Source organism: Hyphomicrobium sp. (assembly GCF_035687085.1).
GTDB lineage: Bacteria > Pseudomonadota > Alphaproteobacteria > Rhizobiales > Hyphomicrobiaceae > Hyphomicrobium_B.
Genome location: NZ_DASRYS010000005.1, coordinates 293,182 through 309,980, shown reverse-complemented (window position 1 = coordinate 309,980; position 16,799 = coordinate 293,182). Strand labels below are relative to the sequence as shown.

Genomic DNA, 16,799 nt, shown 5'->3' with positions numbered 1-16,799 from the left:
ATGGACCAGAAGACCGAGCGCGCCGCGCCCACGACAATCGCTCCTACAGAGAAGCCCGCGAAGTCGCGGTGGCAGCGCCTGCGCCAGCGCTTCCGCCTGTCGCCGGTCAATCGCCGCCGTCTGGAACGCTTCAAGTCTCATAAGATCGGCTACCGCTCGTTCATCATCTTCACGGCGCTGTTCGTGGGCTCGCTCTTTGCCGAGTTCATCGCCAACGATCGCCCCTTGATGGTGAGCTACAAGGGCGAAATCCTCTTCCCCGTGCTCGTTGACTATCCGGAAGAGAAGTTCGGCGGCTTCCTCGCCGTCACCGACTACCGGACGCCCGACATCGCCAACGAGATCAACGCCAACGGCTGGATGCTTTGGCCGCCGATCCGCTATTCCTATTCGACGATCAACAAGGATTACCCCGGCCGCGTCGGCGACAACGGCGTGTGCCTGGGCTATCCGGCGCCCCCGCCATGGGCAACGAAGCTCCCGCTCTGCGAGGCGCCGCCCGATCAGATCGCGCGCTATAACGAACTTGGAAACACCAACTGGCTGGGCCTCGATGACCAGGGGCGCGATGTGCTCGCGCGCGTCATCTACGGCTTCCGCGTTTCCGTGCTCTTTGGCCTCATCCTGACGATCGTCTCGTCCGCCGTCGGCATCCTTGCCGGCGCCGTGCAAGGCTACTTCGGCGGCCGCGTCGATCTCATCTTCCAGCGGCTGCTCGAAATCTGGAACTCGATACCGGAACTCTTCGTGTTGCTGATCCTGTCGTCCCTCTTCGTCCCGGGATTTTGGACGCTGCTCGGCATTCTGATGATCTTCAGCTGGACCTCCCTCGTCGGCCTCGTCCGTGCCGAATTTCTGCGCGGCCGCAACCTCGAATACGTCCGCGCCGCCCGTGCGCTCGGGCTCTCCGACTGGCAGATCATGTTCAAGCATCTGCTGCCGAACGCCATGGTCGCGACGCTCACCTTCCTGCCGTTCAAGCTCTCCGGCGGCATCGCCGCGCTGACCGCGCTGGACTTCCTTGGTCTCGGCATGCCCCCCGGCTCGCCGTCGCTCGGTGAACTGCTGCTGCAGGGCAAGAAACACCTGGAAGCGCCGTGGCTCGGCATATCGGGCTTCGTCGCGGTGTCGATCATCCTGTCGCTCGCGATCTTCATGGGTGAAGCGGTGCGCGACGCGCTCGATCCCAGAAAGACATTCAGAGGCAAGAGTTGATGGCAGCCGGAACGCCCCTCGTCGACGTTCGCAATCTTTCCGTCGCCTTCGGAGGTGACGGCACGGAAGCCGTGCGTGTCGTCAAAGGCGTGTCGTTCACGGTCGGCAAGGGCGAGACGGTGGCGCTCGTGGGCGAGTCGGGCTCGGGCAAAACCGTCTCCGCGATGTCGATCCTGCGCCTGCTGCCGAACTCCGCTTCCCATCCCACAGGCGAAATCCTGTTCGAGGGCAAAGACATCCTGAAGATGAACCCGGCAGAGCTGCGCGCCATCCGCGGCCGCCGCATCTCGATCATCTTCCAGGAGCCGATGACGACGCTGAACCCGCTCCACACGATCGAGAAGCAGGTCGGCGAAATCATCAAGCTGCACCAGTCGGTGTCGAACGAGAAAGCACGCGAGCTCGTCATCGAGCTGCTGACGAAGGTCGGCATTCGCGACCCCGAAAAGCGGCTCGGCGCCTATCCGCACCAGCTGTCGGGCGGCCAGCGCCAGCGCGTGATGATCGCCATAGCGCTCGCCAACAAGCCCGATCTGCTGATCGCCGATGAGCCGACGACCGCGCTCGACGTGACGATCCAGGCGCAAATTCTCGAACTCTTGAAGTCGCTGCAGAAAGAGATGGGCATGGCGATGCTGCTCATCACGCACGACCTCGGCATCGTGCGCCGCATGGCCGAACGCGTTTACGTGATGCGCCACGGCGAGATCGTCGAAACGGGACCCGCCGAAGAGGTCTTCACCGAGCCCAAGCACGCCTACACGCGCCATCTGCTCGAAGCCGAGCCGAAAGGGGCGCCGCCCACAACCGACACGACGCGCCCTGTCGTCGTCGAGACCGACAATCTTAAGGTCTGGTTTCCGATCAAGCAGGGCCTGCTGCAGCGAACCGTCGACTACGTCAAAGCCGTCGATGGCCTGTCGATGAAGCTCCGAGCTGGTGAAACCCTCGGCGTCGTCGGCGAATCCGGCTCCGGCAAGACGACCCTTGGCCTCGCGATTCTGCGGCTTCTCTCATCCGAAGGCCCGATCGCCTACGTGGGCCAGCGCATAGACGGCTTGACGAACAAGCAGATGCGGCCGCTGCGCAAGGAAATGCAGATCGTCTTCCAGGATCCCTACGGCTCGCTGTCGCCCCGGCTCACCGTCGGCCAGATCATCGAAGAAGGCCTCGTCATCCAAAATCCGGAGCTCGATGCCGAGCAGCGCCGCGAACGCGTGAGCGCCGCGCTGAGCGAGGTCAACCTCGATCCCACGTCGCAGGATCGCTATCCGCACGAATTCTCCGGCGGCCAACGCCAGCGCATTGCCATCGCACGCGCCATGGTTCTTCAGCCGAAGTTCGTCATGCTGGATGAGCCGACGAGCGCGCTCGACATGAGCGTGCAGGCGCAGATCGTCGACCTGCTGCGCGACCTGCAGACGAGACACGATCTGGCTTACCTCTTCATCAGCCACGACCTGAAAGTCGTCCGCGCGCTGTGCAACTACGTCATCGTGATGAAGAACGGCAAAGTCGTCGAGGAAGGCCCCTCGCGCGACATCTTCGAAAACCCGAAGGACGAGTATACGAAGGCCCTGCTCGCGGCCGCCTTCGACATCAAAGTCGCCCACCGGGGCGCACTCGCTTCCTGACGGCGGCTCCCTGCGCGAACGGCCAGTTTCGGAGCCTTGCGGATCGGCTATCCTTCAGGCTCCGAATCGCTGCTTGCGAGATGCCCCGATGCTTTCCGACGATGTCTTCCGTGACCGCCTCGAGCAGACGCTCCTCGAGGTCGAGACATGGGCTGCAGGCATACGCGACTGCGCCGACGTCGGAATCGCCGCTTCTGACCGCTACTGGCGAATGGCCGTCGTCCCGAGCGAAAACCTGGCCTGCGCCTTCGAGCTCATCATGCACGCCAATCAGACGTTCGGCCTGCGGCTCGGCGCCGAAACCTATGAGGACCGGCCCATCGAGCAGATGGAGCTGTTTCCCGCTCTCGTCCGGGCGATCGAGGCGGGACACGTCGACCGGATTGAAATGTACAATGCAATGACGGCGGCGCTCACGGGTGTCGCGACGCGCGTCGAACTTGAACCGGGCTGGGACTGGGTCGGCCACCGCCGCATCTCGCCGGCGGGACCGGGCGAAGAATGGCGCACCCGCCGCTTCCTGCCCTATCGCCGTTGAGTGGCGCCAATGTCTAAAGCGCCGGCGCGTTGCCTGTGAGGCGCTTCACCGCCGTGATTTTGCCCCCGCCCGTCTTCTCGATCCGCCGCGCCGCTTCCGGCAACGGCTCGACCGCGACGAGCATGTGATAGGCGTTGGCGTGAATGAGCATCACGCCGTCGAGCATGATGCCGACGTGCCCCTTCCAGAACACGAGATCACCGCGCGCAAAGCCTTCGAGATCTTCCGAGACGAGCACGGTGTCACCAAGCTCCGCCTGCTGCATGTCGCTGTCGCGCGGCGCGGGAATGCCTGCCGCACCAAGCGCCGTCTGCACGAGTCCCGAGCAGTCGATCCCGACCCGCGTGCAGCCGCCCCAGAGATACGGCGTGCCGATGAAGCGCTCGGCAATTTCGGCATAGTCGCGCGCGAAGCGATCCCTCGGTGCCGCGTGCCGTGTGAAGACGAAGCCGCCGCCCTCGAGTTCCAGAAACCGCTCGTCGCCGCCACGCGCGGCCAGCGGAGCGTTCATGGGCAGATGCATGATCGGCGCCGACTTGATGTCGGGCGCGCCGTAGCGAAACGTACCGAGCGTCTGCACGCGATGCGTGGGACTGATGACACCGCGCGCGATCGTATCGGAGCGGAGATAGCCGACATACCCGTCACGCGCGAGCTGGACCCATGACCAGCCGTTGTTCTCATCGAAGACCGTCAGGTTCTCGCCGAACAGAACTTCGGTCTCGAAACCGCGCGCCGGATCGGGCTGCTTGCGAAGCGGCACGGTCGCCCGCACGATGAAACCCGGTTCGCCCGCAACGTAACGCTCGGCGGCCACCCGGCCCTCGAGCGATTTCGCGGCAAGGTCGGGACGGTAGGCGTTGCGGCGCGGATCGAGTGCGCCTTGGGGCCGTGGCGTGACTTGAGTATTCACGAGGTCAGCTCTCGCCTCAGTTGTTCCATCACTGCGCGCGCTGTCTGCGGCTCTCCGCCTTTGGGACCTAACGGCCGCGGCGCCGGACGCCAGCCATAGAGGTCGAAGTGGGCAAAACGGCGAGCCCTGCTGACAAAGCGCTTCAAGAATAGTGCCGCGGTAATCGCCCCTGCAAAGGGAGATTCCCAGACGTTGTTGATGTCGGCAACGTCGCTGTCGAGGTTGCGGCGATAACCCTCCCAAAGCGGCATGTGCCACAACGGATCGCCGATGGAGGCGGCGAGCGGCGGCAAGCTGCGGGCGAGATCATCGTCATTGGTGAAGAATGCCGGAAGATCGGGGCCAAGGGCAGAGCGCGCCGCGCCGGTCAGAGTTGCAAATACGAAGATGCTGTCGGGCTCGTCGGCATCGGCAAGCGCCAGCGCATCGGCGAGCACGAGGCGGCCTTCCGCGTCCGTGTTGCCGACCTCGACGCTGAGGCCCAGACGGCTCGCGAGCACGTCACCCGGCCGGAAGGCATCGCCGCCGACCGAATTCTCGGCCGTCGGGATGATGACGCGCAGACGGCATTTGAGCCCCTGCCCCATGATCATGTGGGCGAGCGATAGCGCCGTGGCAGCCCCGCCCATGTCTTTCTTCATGAGAAGCATGGCGCTCGCGGGCTTCAGGTCGAGGCCGCCGGTGTCGAACGTGATGCCCTTGCCGACGAGCGTAATCTTGGGCGCGTTCGCCGGTCCCCAAGTGATGTCGATGAGGCGCGGCGGACGCGGGCTCGCCCGGCCGACTGCGTGAATGAGCGGAAAGTTCGCCGCCAGCAGATCATCACCAGCCGTCACGGAAATCTTCGCACCATGACGCTCCGCGAGCACCCGCGCGAAGGCTTCGATGTCGGACGGCGCCAGATCGGATGCTGGCGTGTTGATCATATCGCGGCCAAGCCACACGGCTTCCGCGGTGTTAATGATGCGCTCCGCAGAGGGGTCTGAAAACCGCAGCTTGGCGCGATCGCCGTTCGTTTTGCCGTTCTTCTTGTAGCGCGAGAACGAGTAGGCCCCGAGCGACCACGCCAGGGCCGCGAGATCGGCCTGCGCCAGCTCGGACGCGATCCGGTACGTGCCGGCAGGCAGCGACGCGCTCAGGAGCCCGGTCAGCAATTCCGACGGCCCACTGGGCTCACCGTGGTCGCCATTGCCGGCCCCGAACGCAACGGACGCGATTTTCCCGTCGCTGCCCGGAATGAGGACGCTGCGCTTGGCGTTGCCTGAAAACTTTTGCGCCTTCAGCCAGGCACGCTGGGCGTCATCGAGCCAGGGAACGGCATCCGTACCGTCGGTGGGAACGAAATGGATCGGGATGTCGTCCGCGGCTTCAGCGCCAAGTGCAAAGGTTTCCGCTGCTGCCCAGGCTGTCGTCTCGACCATCCGTCTCACACTCCGCTCAACGTTGCATTCATATCTAGAAATCGCGCGCTGGCTGCAACAAGGCGCGCGTCCAGGGCACAGGGTTTCAGAGATGCATCTGCTTATACGGGTCTGCCGCAAAACTTAAGCGTTTGTTGACCCCTGCCCCAGAAACTGACGGCCGATCAAGATTCGCGAGCACAACCGCGATTCGCTTCCCGGACGGAGATCTTCATGACGCGTGTTGAGGGCCAAACCCCGCTTAGAGTACTGCGGCCCGCCCGCATGGGCAGCATCGCTGCCCTGACTGCGTGCCTGCTGTTGGGGGCCTGCTCCGCGACGACGGACCTCCTGCCGGGCATCGCGATGAAGCCGGACAGCGGCAAAGAGACGGCCGACGCGACGCCCTCCTCGCCGCAGAACGAGTTGCAGAAGGCAACGTTCTATTGGGGTAACGAATATTCCAAGAAGCCGTCGGAGCTCCGCCCCGGCCTCAACTACGCGAAAAATCTGAAAGCCCTCGGCGAGAAGGAGAAGGCGCTCGCCGTGCTCCAGCAGTTGAGCCTCGTCCACGGCAACAATCCCGAGCTTGCCAGCGAATACGGGCGCCTCGCACTCGACATGGGTCAGGTGGGCATCGCCAACCAGATGCTGACGATGGCCGACGACCCGGCGAAACCCGATTGGCGCGTTGTGTCCGCGCGCGGCACCGTCATGGCGAAGCAGGGCAAGTATTCCGAGGCGATCCCCTACTATCAGCGTGCCCTCGCACTGTCGCCGAACAATCCGGCCGTCACGAACAACCTTGCGATGGCCTACGCCATGGGTGGCGATCCGAAGAAGGCGGAAGATCTGTTGCGCCAAGCGTTGGCCTCTCCCGGCGCGACGCCGAAAGTGCGCGAGAATCTCGCGCTCGTGCTCGGCCTGCAGGGCCGCTACGATGAATCAAAGTCGGTCGCAGCGAGTGTGCTCAACACCGATACGGCGACTGCCAACGCGGCCTACCTGAAGCAGATGGTGAAGCTCGAGCCAAAGAGCGAAATGCCCGACGCGCAGAGCTTTGCCGCCAACACGTCGATCACGTCCGCCTCGCCGGCCCAAAGCGCCGTGCAGAAGGCATCCGCAAAGCCGGAGCCTTTGCCTCTGCACCAGGGCGTATGGCACACGAGCCCCGACGAAGGCCTGCCGATAGCGCGATAGGAAACGCAGCTTCTTTCTTGAAATAAGTGCAGCAGCCCGGCGCGCGAGCACCGGGCTGTTGTGTTTGGCAAAAGCGCCAAACGAAAAAGCCCTGATCACCATGGAGGCGATCAGGGCTAACGCGACACGAAACGAAGTCCTGCAGCGGCTCGGCGGCCTACTTGCCCATCTGCATGTACGAGATGCCGGCCGGTCCAAGAATGACGACGAAAAGCACCGGCAGGAAGAACACGATCATCGGCACGGTGAGCTTCGGAGGCAGGGCGGCGGCTTTACGCTCAGCCTCCGATTGGCGGATCTCGCGGTTCTCTTTCGCCATTGTTCTCAGCGCTTGACCAACAGGCGTGCCGTAACGTTCTGCCTGGACCAGCGCTGTCATCACGGCCTTGACGCCTGGAAGCCCCGTGCGCTTGGCGAGGTTCTCATAGGCTTGGCGCCGATCGTGCAGATAGGAAAGCTCAGCGGTCGTCAGCATCATTTCTTCCGCAAGCTCGACCGACTGGCCGATGATTTCCTTGCCGACCTTCGCAAAGCCGGCTTCCACCGACATACCCGATTGGACGCAGATCAACAGCATGTCGAGCGCATCAGGCCAGGCTTGCTTGATGGCCATCTGCCGCTTCTGCACGCGGTTGGTGATGAACATGTTTGGCACGTAGAAGCCGAGAAAACCAACCGCGAGCGCCATGAGGAAATTGATGGCCGCTGGATATCCGGAGTCGTAGACGACGAAGAAATAGAAGAGCGCGACGAAGAAGAGAACGACCGGAGCGACGACGCGGAAGAACATGAAGGTGACGATGTTCGCCTGGCCGCGAAGACCCGCGCGCTTGAGATTCTCGCGCAACTCCTCATTGTCGAAGCGCTCGCGAAGCTTCAGCTGATCGACGACCTGCTGCATGAAGCCCTTGGGCGTGGCACGAAGGCGGCCGCCCTGCTGGCGCTCCTTCGTCGCCATCTCGGCAAGACGGACTGAACGCATTTTGCTGCGCTCGATTGCCATCTCCTTCATGCGCCGGTTCATCTGGTCGCGCTGGAGCATCGGCACCGCGACCGTCAAAACGGTGGCGAAGACGCAAAACGCCGCGAGAATGGTCGCGAGCAATTGCGGGTCCATGACCGTTTCGACGAATTCCATCATCGCTTTGCTGCCGTCCTTCCGTACCTGCGCAACAACATCTCAGAACTTGAAGTTGATCATCTTCTTCATGACGAGCACGCCCATCGTCATCCAAACTGCGGCTCCGAGGATCATGAAGTGCCCGATGGTCGTCGTGAAAAGCGGCATGATGTATTCGGGCGATGACAGATAAACCATTGTCATGACACCGGGCGGCAGCGAGCCCAGAACGATTGCCGAAGCCTTGGCTTCCGCCGAAAGCGCCTTCACCTTGAGCGCCAGCATTTGCCGGTCGCGAAGCACACCGGCAAGGTTCGACAGCGCCTCCGACAGGTTACCACCCGCCTGCTGCTGGATCGAAATAACGATCGTCATGAAGCGCATTTCCGGCACGGGCATGCGCGCGCACATGCGCTCAAGACCGTCGGACAATGACAGCCCCAGCTTCTGCTGCTCGACCACTTCGCGAAATTCGCTGGCAAGAGGTTCAGGGCTTTCGCTCGCAATGACCTGAATACAATCGTTGAGTGGCAAACCGGATTTGATGCCGCGCACGACCACGTCGATGGCGTTGGCCAGTTGCGCCACGAACTTCTGCTGCCGGCGCGCGATCATCTTGTTCAGGATCCACCGCGGCAATCCGAGACCGCCGACGAATGCGACGACGACAGTGCCAGCTATGGGCAGCCCGGCGAGAAAGATCGAGGCCGACACCAGGACACCACCGGTCACGGCACTCGCGAGATAAAACTCCCGCGGTGACATTTTCGTGCCGGCCCGCATAAGCTTCAACCCCATCGTGACTTTCTTGTCGGCATTGTTACGCTCTTCAGCTTCCTTAAGCGTATCGGCGACCGATTTTCTGCGGCTGCTCTGCACGTCGCCTGTGGCAGCGGCGAGCCGGGCGCCGCGTACGCCAGAAACGCTCTCCAAGCGCTTGGCCTGGCGGTCATCGGCGAAATAGGGATAAGCAAACGCAAACACCGCCCCGGCAAACGCCAGCGCTACGAACAGCGGAACCAATACGGAAAAAAGATCGGCGTCAGCCATTGCGATCTCCGAGCGGGCTGCCATGCCGGTCTTCGACTTCGGATGCAACAAGCGCAGCCACGAGCCGCTCCGCCTCGCCGTAATATTCCGCGCGCTCGATGAAGCGCGGCCGCGTGATGCCGGTGGAGCGATGTCTGCCGATCAGCCGCCCGTGGGCATCTTCGCCTGTGATCTCATAGACGATGAGATTCTGGAGCGTGATCATGTCCTCTTCCATGCCCAGCACCTCCGTGATGTGCGTGATCTTGCGCGAGCCGTCGCGCAGGCGCGAGGCCTGAACGATCACATCGATGGAGCCGCAAATCATCTCGCGAATGGTCTTGATCGGCAGGGCATAGCCGCCCTGCATGATCATCGATTCAAGACGGCTCAAAGCCTCGCGCGGACTGTTGGCATGCAAGGTTCCCATCGAGCCGTCGTGGCCCGTGTTCATGGCCTGAAGCAAATCGAACGCCTCGGCTCCGCGGACCTCGCCGACGATGATGCGTTCCGGCCGCATACGGAGGCAGTTCTTGATGAGATCGCGCATCTTGATCTCACCCTCGCCCTCGAGGTTGGGCGGACGCGTTTCGAGCCGCACCACATGTGGCTGCTGCAGCTGAAGCTCTGCCGAGTCCTCACACGTGATGATGCGCTCGTCGTTATCGATCGACCCGGTGAGACAGTTCAGAAGCGTCGTCTTGCCCGAACCCGTGCCGCCGGAAATGAGCACGTTGCAGCGGACGCGGCCGATGATCTCGAGGATCGTCTTAGCGTCGGGCGTGATCGAGCCGTATTTCACGAGCTGCTCGAGACGCAGGCGATCCTTGCGGAACTTACGGATCGTGAGTGCCGGCCCATCGATCGCCAGCGGCGGCGCAATCACGTTGACGCGCGAGCCGTCGGGAAGGCGCGCGTCGCAAATGGGGCTTGATTCATCGACGCGCCGGCCAACTTGGCTCACGATGCGCTGGCAGATATTCATGAGCTGCTGATTGTCGGCGAAGCGGACGTTCGTCTTCTGAACCTTGCCCGCGACTTCGATGAAGGTCGTGCCCGCACCATTGACCATGATGTCGGCGATATCGTCGCGTGCGAGAAGCGGCTCCAGCGGCCCATAGCCCAGCACGTCGTTGCAGATGTCTTCGAGCAGCTCTTCCTGCTCGGCAATCGACATCACGACGTTCTTGATTTGAATGATTTCGCTGACGATGTCGCGGATTTCTTCGCGCGCAGCAATGCTGTCGAGCTTCGACAGCTGCGTCAGGTCGATCGTATCGATCAGCGCATTGAACACGGTCGTTTTGACGTCGTAGTACTCTTCCGAATGCCGCCGCTGCGATTCGACGACCGGCTCCGGCGCACGCTGCGGCGGTGGGCTTGCCGGCACAGTCGTGCGCGACGGCGCAGGCGCCGCGCGCTGCTCCATTGCGCCTGCAGCCGGCGACGGCTCGGGCGACTGCGGGCTGATGCGTCTCTCCGGCGATGGATCGTTCGAACGCCTACCGAACATACGATCTAGGTCCTCAACGCTTGAGCTTCAATTTCTCCAGGATCGGCGCGATGGCCGACAACGGCGAACTCGGCTTCTCCACCTTTGCGTCTTTGCGGCGCGTAAGCCTGTATGCCAAATCGTTGAACTGCTCGATGGCGCGCGCCTTCGAGCTGAACTCGCCAATCATCTGGCCGTTGTTGGCCGCCTGGCTGAACGTTTCCGAATCGTAGTCGATGACCGACATGACCTTGAGACCCAGCGCCTGCTCGAATTCCTTGACGCTGATTTCCTGACGCTTCGGCACATTCGCCATGTTGAGCACGAGATGCGGCTTCTCATCGTTCCGCCGTGCCGTTTTCAGAAGATCGACGATGTTCTTCGCGTTCCGCAGGTTCGCGAGATCGGGAACCGCGGTGATGACGACTTCGTCGGCCTGCAGCAGAACGCGCTTCGACCACGGCGACCAGCCGTGCGGAAGATCGACGGCTACGAACGGAACGTTCTGGCGCGCCACGTCGATCACGATGGAGCAGGCTTCAGGAGATATCTCGTAGTCACGGTCGAGCACGACGGGCGCCGCAAAGATCGAAAGGTGCTGCGAGCATTTCGTGAGCAGACGATCGAGCAATTGATCGTCGAGCCGTTCCGGTGCGGCCAAAGCCTCCGCAATGCCTTGCACCGGGTCCTGGTTGAAATCGAGACCCGTGGTTCCGAACGCCAGATCAAGATCGGCAATCGTCACGTCCGACTTCAAGATCTCCGACATCGTCCACGCCACGTTGTGGCAGATGGTGGAAGAACCAACACCGCCTTTTGCGCCGATGAACGCGAAGACGTGACCGACAGGATCGGTCTCAGGATTGTTGTAGAGGTTGGAAATGCTCTCGAGCAGCGCCATCGGATCGACCGGTGCAACAAGATATTCGGCAACGCCGCGCCGCAAAAGCTCGCGGTAAAGAACGACGTCGTTATGCCGCCCGACGACGATGACCTTCGTCCCCGGATCGCAGCTCTCTGCCAGCCGGTCGAGGTCGGCAAGCAGCTGGCTCGCTTTCAGCGCGCTGTCGAGCATGATGAGATTGGGCGTCGGGCTATCGAGATAATGCGCGATGGCAGCGCCGATGCCACCCATGTGAACACTGACATGCGCCTTTGATAAACGGCGATCTTCGGCAGCAGACTGGATGGCTTCGGCCACCTGAGCGTCGTCACAGAATGCCTGCACTGAAATGCGCGGAATGGGTCGGGCGCGATCTGCCGGGTGAAGATCGGGCGACTGAGCATCCTCGAAGAACGGCTCTTCGCTTGAACTCACTGAAGCGTTTCTCGACATGTCGTCTCCGCGAGATTAATTGCCGCCGGTGGCGGCTTTGATGGCCGCTTTTTCAGCCTCAGCGCCGAGCGCCGCACCCGAAACGTATTTCTTGTACATGTCATCCCGGCGGTTCGCATCGCGGCCCGTCATCGTTCGCGGTCCCAGGAGATCGGAGGGATTGGACACCATGACCGCGAGATTGCGCTGCGACGAGCAGCCGAAGTTTGGATAGGGCGTGTTCTGATAGTTCCGGGCGAGATTCTCCGACCAGTCGCGGCCGCACTCCGGCGCCTCGGCGACATAGCGCATGTAGGATAGCCGCAGAGGCGCCTCGCGGCTGTCGGCGTGATAGGCCTCAACCGCAATCGCCGTTTCCGAATAACCGCTCTCGATCATCAGCTGGCGCGTCTCGTCGGCAGCTTGCATCGCAGCGCTCTCGTTCATCGATCCGCCGGGGGCCGAAATGACGATGCGGCTGTTGCCGGCATCGGCTGCCTTGCTCCGTCCGGCGAACTCAAGGACGCGCGCCCGCTGCATCGGCGTCAAACCTTCAGCACTCGCCGCAACCTTCAAGTTGAGCGATGCAGGCTGCTGCGACACCAGGATCGGATGCCGCTGCTCGGGATCGATGAGCGTCCAGCCGGCGACGCGCGGCCCAGGCGCATCTTGCCGGCACCCCGCGACCATCATCGGAATGAGCGCGGCGACAAGGAGTTTAACGGTACCCGATCGCATCGTTCGCGCCAGGCGTTCGGTCGTGCACTTAATCTGCATGATGCGTCTGCGCCCCAGCTATTCGACGATGAAACCGTAGTCACCTTTGAGACCGCCCGACGGCATCATTTCGCTCTTGCCGTAGATGCGGTTGAGGTGACCGAGAAAATCCGCCTTGAGGTCAGTCGCTGGCGCCAAGCCGTCCGTCGGCGCTGCGAGTTGCTGACGAGACGTCGGCTGCACGAGGTAAGGCGTGACGATAACGACGAGTTCCGACTCCTGATTCTGGAAGTCGCGGCTGCGGAAGAGCGTGCCCAGGATTGGAATGTCCTTAGCGCCCGGAAACCCGTCGATGTTCTGCTGCGTCTTGGTGTTGATGAGACCCGCAAGCGCGAGCGATCCGCCGGACGGCAGTTCCACCACCGTCTTCGCTTGCCGCGTGTCGAACACCGGGTTGTTGCCGACGAACCGCGAGATATCGCTGACGCTCGTATCGATCTTGAGGCTGATGCGGCCCTCTGACAGGACGACCGGCGTAAAAGCAAGCTGCACGCCGAACTTCTTGAAATCGACGGAGCTGACGCCCGTTTGCGTGTCGACACCCGTAACGTAGGGCACTTCACCGCCCGCGAGGAATTCCGCCGACTCGCCCGAGATGGCGGTGAGGTTCGGCTCGGCGAGCGTCCGGATCAGCCCATCCCGTTCCAGCGCGCGAATGGCAGACTGGATCCGGTTCGCGCCCGTGCCCCAACCGGAAATCAGACCGCTATTGCCGACAGAGCCGGCTCCGGGACCGGGGTTGAACGGGCAGATCGGCGCACCAGCGGCGCACGCCGCTCCCGCGGCGGCGGGGATGCCGAAGGTCGGCAGCGATCCGAGACCCTGCGCAGCCGAGATGGGAAGCGCATTGTCGGTGAGCAGCGTGGTCGAGAAACTTCCCGACTGCAGGACGCCGCCGAGATTGACGCCGAGTTGCTTGAGAGCCGTACGCTGAACCTCGGCGACCGTCACCTTCAGCATCACCTGCTCTTCGGCTTCGACGGTCAGCATGTTGATCACAGGCTGCTTGAGCTCGTTATTATCGCTTTCCGCAGTCGAAACACCCTCCTTGACGTTGATGGAGGTGCTCACGAGCTTCTGGGAAACGAACTGCGCGGCAATGTTGCCGGCGCGCGTAGAATCGAGAGGGCTCTTGACGCTTCCCGTCAGAATGACGGTCTGGTTGAGCATCTCGACCTTGATCGACCCGCCCTTGATAACCCGGTTGAGGAGCGCCTGCAGTCCAGCCGATTCCCGCTCGATGTAGAGTTCCATCGTCGCGAATTGCTCGCCGGCCGTATCGAAGAAGAACGCATTGGCTTCGCCGGGGCCCTTGGCAAGCAGGAAGACCCTGTTGGCGCTGAGCACCACGGCGTCGATGACCGCGGGGTTCGAGACCATCACGTCTCGAACGTCACGTGGGAATTCGAGCAAGACCGATTTGCCCATGCCGATCTTGAGGCTCTTTCGGATCGGGCCGCCGGTATCCTGAATACGGATGAAGGACTGATGCTGCCCCGTGCCAGCGATGTCGCGAAAGGACCCCTCGTATTCCTGCGGTTGCGCCGCTGTCCCCGAAAGGATGAGCGCGCCGCTGACAAGCATCGCGATGGCGCGCAATCGCGCGCGCCATGAAAACCCGGAATTCCTGCGCATGAGGCCCTGCACCTTAAGACGACCACTGACTTGGACTCTTACTCAGTTAACGCCATACACACGCGACTTCGATCCGTAGCGCACGATGCGCACGGAGCTGTTTTTAGGCTTATCCAGATTGAGGCTGCCGGCACGTGCCGGATCAGTGCTCAAATCGGCAACGCTGCGAAGCGATAGAGTGATTTCGCCCATCGAATTGGCGAGCGCCATCATCTCGGCTTGCCGCGGCGTCAGCTCGAGCGTCGCCGTCGACGCTGAGCTGTCGGCTGCCTTCTTGCCTTCCTTCGTCTCGATCTGCTGGCCGATGGCCATCACCCGGACGTTACGGAAAAGAGTATCGGATACGCTCTCTTCCTGATTGTTACGGTTGCGCACCTGACGGATCAGGATGACGTCGACATGATCGTTGGGAAGGATCAGGCTGCCGGCAGCCGTCTCGGCTTTGATCCTCGTCGAGATGGCGCGCATGCCCTGCGGCAGGATCGCGGCCAAAACGCCGCCCTGGCCAGCCTTGATCAGCTTCTGCGTGGTGATGGGCTCGCCCGCGAGCAGCGGCGAACGCGCCACCGAACCGGAGAGATCGCGCATCATCGCAACGCCGCCCGTCTGCTTAGTGATGTAGCTTGGCGTGACGGCCTCAGAGGGCCAAGCGACCCAGCGAAAGCTTCCCTCGTTGACGATCTGCCCGACGGGAATGTCCGATCCGGCGACAAGAACCTCAGTGCTGTTGACGGTCTTCTCGACGGTGACCGGAGCTGGCGGCGGCCGAACGAACGAACTCGCGACGTAATAGGCGAGCACGGCAGCACCGAGAGCTACCGAAAATCCAATGAGCTGAGCCCGTTTCATCCGCCCCTTAGTCCCTCGAGATCACAAAGAGATCTGCTCAGAACGATGACGGCCAATTGTCAATTTGAGGTTAATTGTCGTGCCGAAGCGAGGCTAAGCCGCAAGAAGGTTGTAGGGACAGTTATCAAAGCGTAACGCTCCGTCCCGCTCACGAACCCAATCAGTTAAGCCTCACACGAGCGAGAGAAAAATGTCCGTCCTCGGAAAGACGACGAGCGCACCGGCCGCGATCGCGATGCCATAGGGAATGGGCCCCTTGTGCGAATGAAGCCGCTGCGCCCAGCCGGGAAGAGCAAACGCCTGCGCCGGAAACCAATTTCTGTAAACAAGGATCGCGAGCGCAAGAATTCCGCCGAACACAGCAATGAACGCCAAGTATTCGAAAATGTGATTGGATCCGATCCAGATGCTTCCTGCTGCAATCAGCTTTGCGTCGCCGCCCCCGAGCAGATTGAGAGCAAAGAGCGAAAACGTCAGCGCCAGGACAGCAAAGCCGATCCCCAAGTTCATGCCGAACGTCTCGAGCGGCATGGGCGTTAGCGCGGCCACGGCGAGAAAGCCGCCAACCAGCGCCAATGAGACCTTGTTCGGTATTTTCATCGTGAAAAGATCGTTCGCTGCGGCAAAGGCCATCGCGACGGGAAACGTCATGAGGAAAAGCGAGGCGAGCGACGTCATGTAGGCGACCTGAATAAAATTCACACAGACGCTGGAGGATGCAGCGTTTGAGTAAAAGTGGCGCTAATGGCCAAGAGGGCCTGTGCCCGCCTCAGTCTGACGGGGAGAAATAGGAGGAGACGTTGATGAGCTTTTCCTGCAAGTCCGTCGATATTTGCGTGAGGCCGCCAATGATAGAGATGCTGACGATGCTGCCGATCAGTGCATATTCGATCGCCGTGGCGCCGTTTTGGTCCTGGAGAAAGCCCCGGATAAGGTTGTCGCGCATGCCTGAAGACATCCTTCTGCTGTCGTTCTCATCAACGTACTGAACGATGCTAACTCAGAGGTCTTAATCTTCGGTGGTAGACTAGAAAAGCCGCGAAAATTGCTGAAGTAAAATCAAACAAGCTGGCCTGGCGGCTAAAACAAAATGCGCCCGGAGCTTGTTTCTCCGAGCGCAAGCGCTTCTCGCAAAGTCTGCTGCTTATCAGCCGCCGCCGGCCGGAGCGGCGCCCGTCGTCAGAGACGTTCCAACGTCGGTGAAGGTGTCAACCAGCGCGTTCTTAAGAGGGGTAAGCCCGGCGATGATGCCGACGCCGACGATAGCGGCGATCAAGCCGTATTCGATAGCCGTTGCACCCGACTCGTCCGACACGAAACGCGAAAACACATTCATATGTACTCTCCCAAACTGGTCTTGATTGTATGTCCGATCCTGGCTCACCGGCGGTTTCCGTCCATCCGCTGAGCTGAAACTGACCGTAAGCTTCAAAGATTAAAGCCAGGTAAAACTGGACAAAGTTCTCGGATGATCAACATAAAAATCAAATGATAACGGCTCATCGCTCCAAAACTATAAGTATATATCGGTAAATAATCTTGTAATATTACTTACCATGTTCTGTTTTACTAGTAAAAACGAGGAGCAAGAGAGAAAGTGGTAATTAATACTGCTTAATTGTTAGATCTTCCGGGATCACAGTAGGCTTTGATCAGGTATTCCATCTTGCTGGAGTACCTTG

At 61.4% G+C, this 16,799-nt stretch carries 16 protein-coding genes; 4 read left to right on the top strand and 12 right to left on the bottom strand.

The window, feature by feature from the left end; genetic code table 11:
* From VFG26_RS04890 to VFG26_RS04880, 3 genes are all read left to right on the top strand, one after another.
* Nucleotides 1-1,215, top strand: coding sequence for an ABC transporter permease (locus VFG26_RS04890; RefSeq protein ID WP_325022822.1), 1,215 nt, complete (start codon nt 1-3; stop codon nt 1,213-1,215).
* Nucleotides 1,215-2,849, top strand: a complete 1,635-nt coding sequence (locus tag VFG26_RS04885; protein WP_325022820.1) for an ABC transporter ATP-binding protein — start codon at nt 1,215-1,217, stop codon at nt 2,847-2,849. Before VFG26_RS04890 ends, VFG26_RS04885 begins: the two co-directional genes overlap by 1 nt.
* 88 nt (nt 2,850-2,937) lie before the next feature.
* Nucleotides 2,938-3,387 (top strand): hypothetical protein, encoded by a 450-nt coding sequence (locus VFG26_RS04880; protein WP_325022818.1) that lies wholly within the window; start codon nt 2,938-2,940, stop codon nt 3,385-3,387.
* 13 nt (nt 3,388-3,400) lie between these two features.
* On the opposite strand, the gene VFG26_RS04875 is transcribed toward VFG26_RS04880, so the two are convergent.
* Nucleotides 3,401-4,300 carry a C40 family peptidase gene (locus VFG26_RS04875; protein ID WP_325022816.1) on the bottom strand — a complete coding sequence of 300 codons (900 nt, stop codon included), beginning with the start codon at nt 4,298-4,300 and terminating at the stop codon, nt 3,401-3,403.
* Entirely contained in the window at nt 4,297-5,721 is a 1,425-nt protein-coding gene (locus tag VFG26_RS04870; protein ID WP_325022814.1) for a leucyl aminopeptidase family protein, read from the bottom strand. Before VFG26_RS04870 ends, VFG26_RS04875 begins: the two co-directional genes overlap by 4 nt.
* Before the next feature lie 213 nt (nt 5,722-5,934).
* Here VFG26_RS04870 and VFG26_RS04865 point away from each other — a divergent pair, with 213 nt between their 5' ends.
* Nucleotides 5,935-6,900, top strand: a complete 966-nt coding sequence (locus VFG26_RS04865) for a tetratricopeptide repeat protein (protein WP_325022812.1) — start codon at nt 5,935-5,937, stop codon at nt 6,898-6,900.
* A 157-nt stretch (nt 6,901-7,057) separates the two neighbouring features.
* Here the strand turns inward: VFG26_RS04865 and VFG26_RS04860 are convergent, their stop codons facing one another.
* From VFG26_RS04860 to VFG26_RS04815, 10 genes are all read right to left on the bottom strand, one after another.
* Nucleotides 7,058-8,041, bottom strand: a complete 984-nt coding sequence (locus VFG26_RS04860; protein ID WP_325022810.1) for a type II secretion system F family protein — start codon at nt 8,039-8,041, stop codon at nt 7,058-7,060.
* 39 nt (nt 8,042-8,080) lie between these two features.
* Nucleotides 8,081-9,094, bottom strand: coding sequence for a type II secretion system F family protein (locus VFG26_RS04855; protein ID WP_325022808.1), 1,014 nt, complete (start codon nt 9,092-9,094; stop codon nt 8,081-8,083).
* Nucleotides 9,063-10,562 carry a CpaF family protein gene (locus tag VFG26_RS04850; protein WP_325022806.1) on the bottom strand — a complete coding sequence of 500 codons (1,500 nt, stop codon included), beginning with the start codon at nt 10,560-10,562 and terminating at the stop codon, nt 9,063-9,065. Before VFG26_RS04850 ends, VFG26_RS04855 begins: the two co-directional genes overlap by 32 nt.
* A 13-nt stretch (nt 10,563-10,575) precedes the next feature.
* Nucleotides 10,576-11,877 carry a CtpF protein gene (locus tag VFG26_RS04845; RefSeq protein WP_325022804.1) on the bottom strand — a complete coding sequence of 434 codons (1,302 nt, stop codon included), beginning with the start codon at nt 11,875-11,877 and terminating at the stop codon, nt 10,576-10,578.
* 15 nt (nt 11,878-11,892) lie between these two features.
* The gene (locus VFG26_RS04840) at nt 11,893-12,633 is read right to left on the bottom strand and encodes a CpaD family pilus assembly protein (protein WP_325022802.1); all 741 of its coding nucleotides are present in this window, start codon (nt 12,631-12,633) and stop codon (nt 11,893-11,895) included.
* A gap of 18 nt (nt 12,634-12,651) precedes the next feature.
* Nucleotides 12,652-14,268: a type II and III secretion system protein family protein gene (locus VFG26_RS04835; RefSeq protein WP_325022800.1), complete on the bottom strand. Its 1,617-nt coding sequence runs from the start codon at nt 14,266-14,268 to the stop codon at nt 12,652-12,654.
* Nucleotides 14,269-14,310: 42 nt separating this feature from the next.
* The gene (cpaB, locus tag VFG26_RS04830) at nt 14,311-15,117 is read right to left on the bottom strand and encodes a Flp pilus assembly protein CpaB (RefSeq protein ID WP_325022798.1); all 807 of its coding nucleotides are present in this window, start codon (nt 15,115-15,117) and stop codon (nt 14,311-14,313) included.
* 171 nt (nt 15,118-15,288) lie between these two features.
* A complete protein-coding gene (locus VFG26_RS04825; RefSeq protein WP_325022796.1) occupies nt 15,289-15,819 on the bottom strand; it encodes an A24 family peptidase in 531 nt (176 codons plus the stop codon).
* Between the two features lie 67 nt (nt 15,820-15,886).
* Nucleotides 15,887-16,063 (bottom strand): Flp family type IVb pilin, encoded by a 177-nt coding sequence (locus tag VFG26_RS04820; RefSeq protein WP_325022794.1) that lies wholly within the window; start codon nt 16,061-16,063, stop codon nt 15,887-15,889.
* Between the two features lie 201 nt (nt 16,064-16,264).
* Nucleotides 16,265-16,453, bottom strand: a complete 189-nt coding sequence (locus tag VFG26_RS04815; RefSeq protein WP_325022792.1) for a Flp family type IVb pilin — start codon at nt 16,451-16,453, stop codon at nt 16,265-16,267.
* Nucleotides 16,454-16,799: the final 346 nt, after the last annotated feature.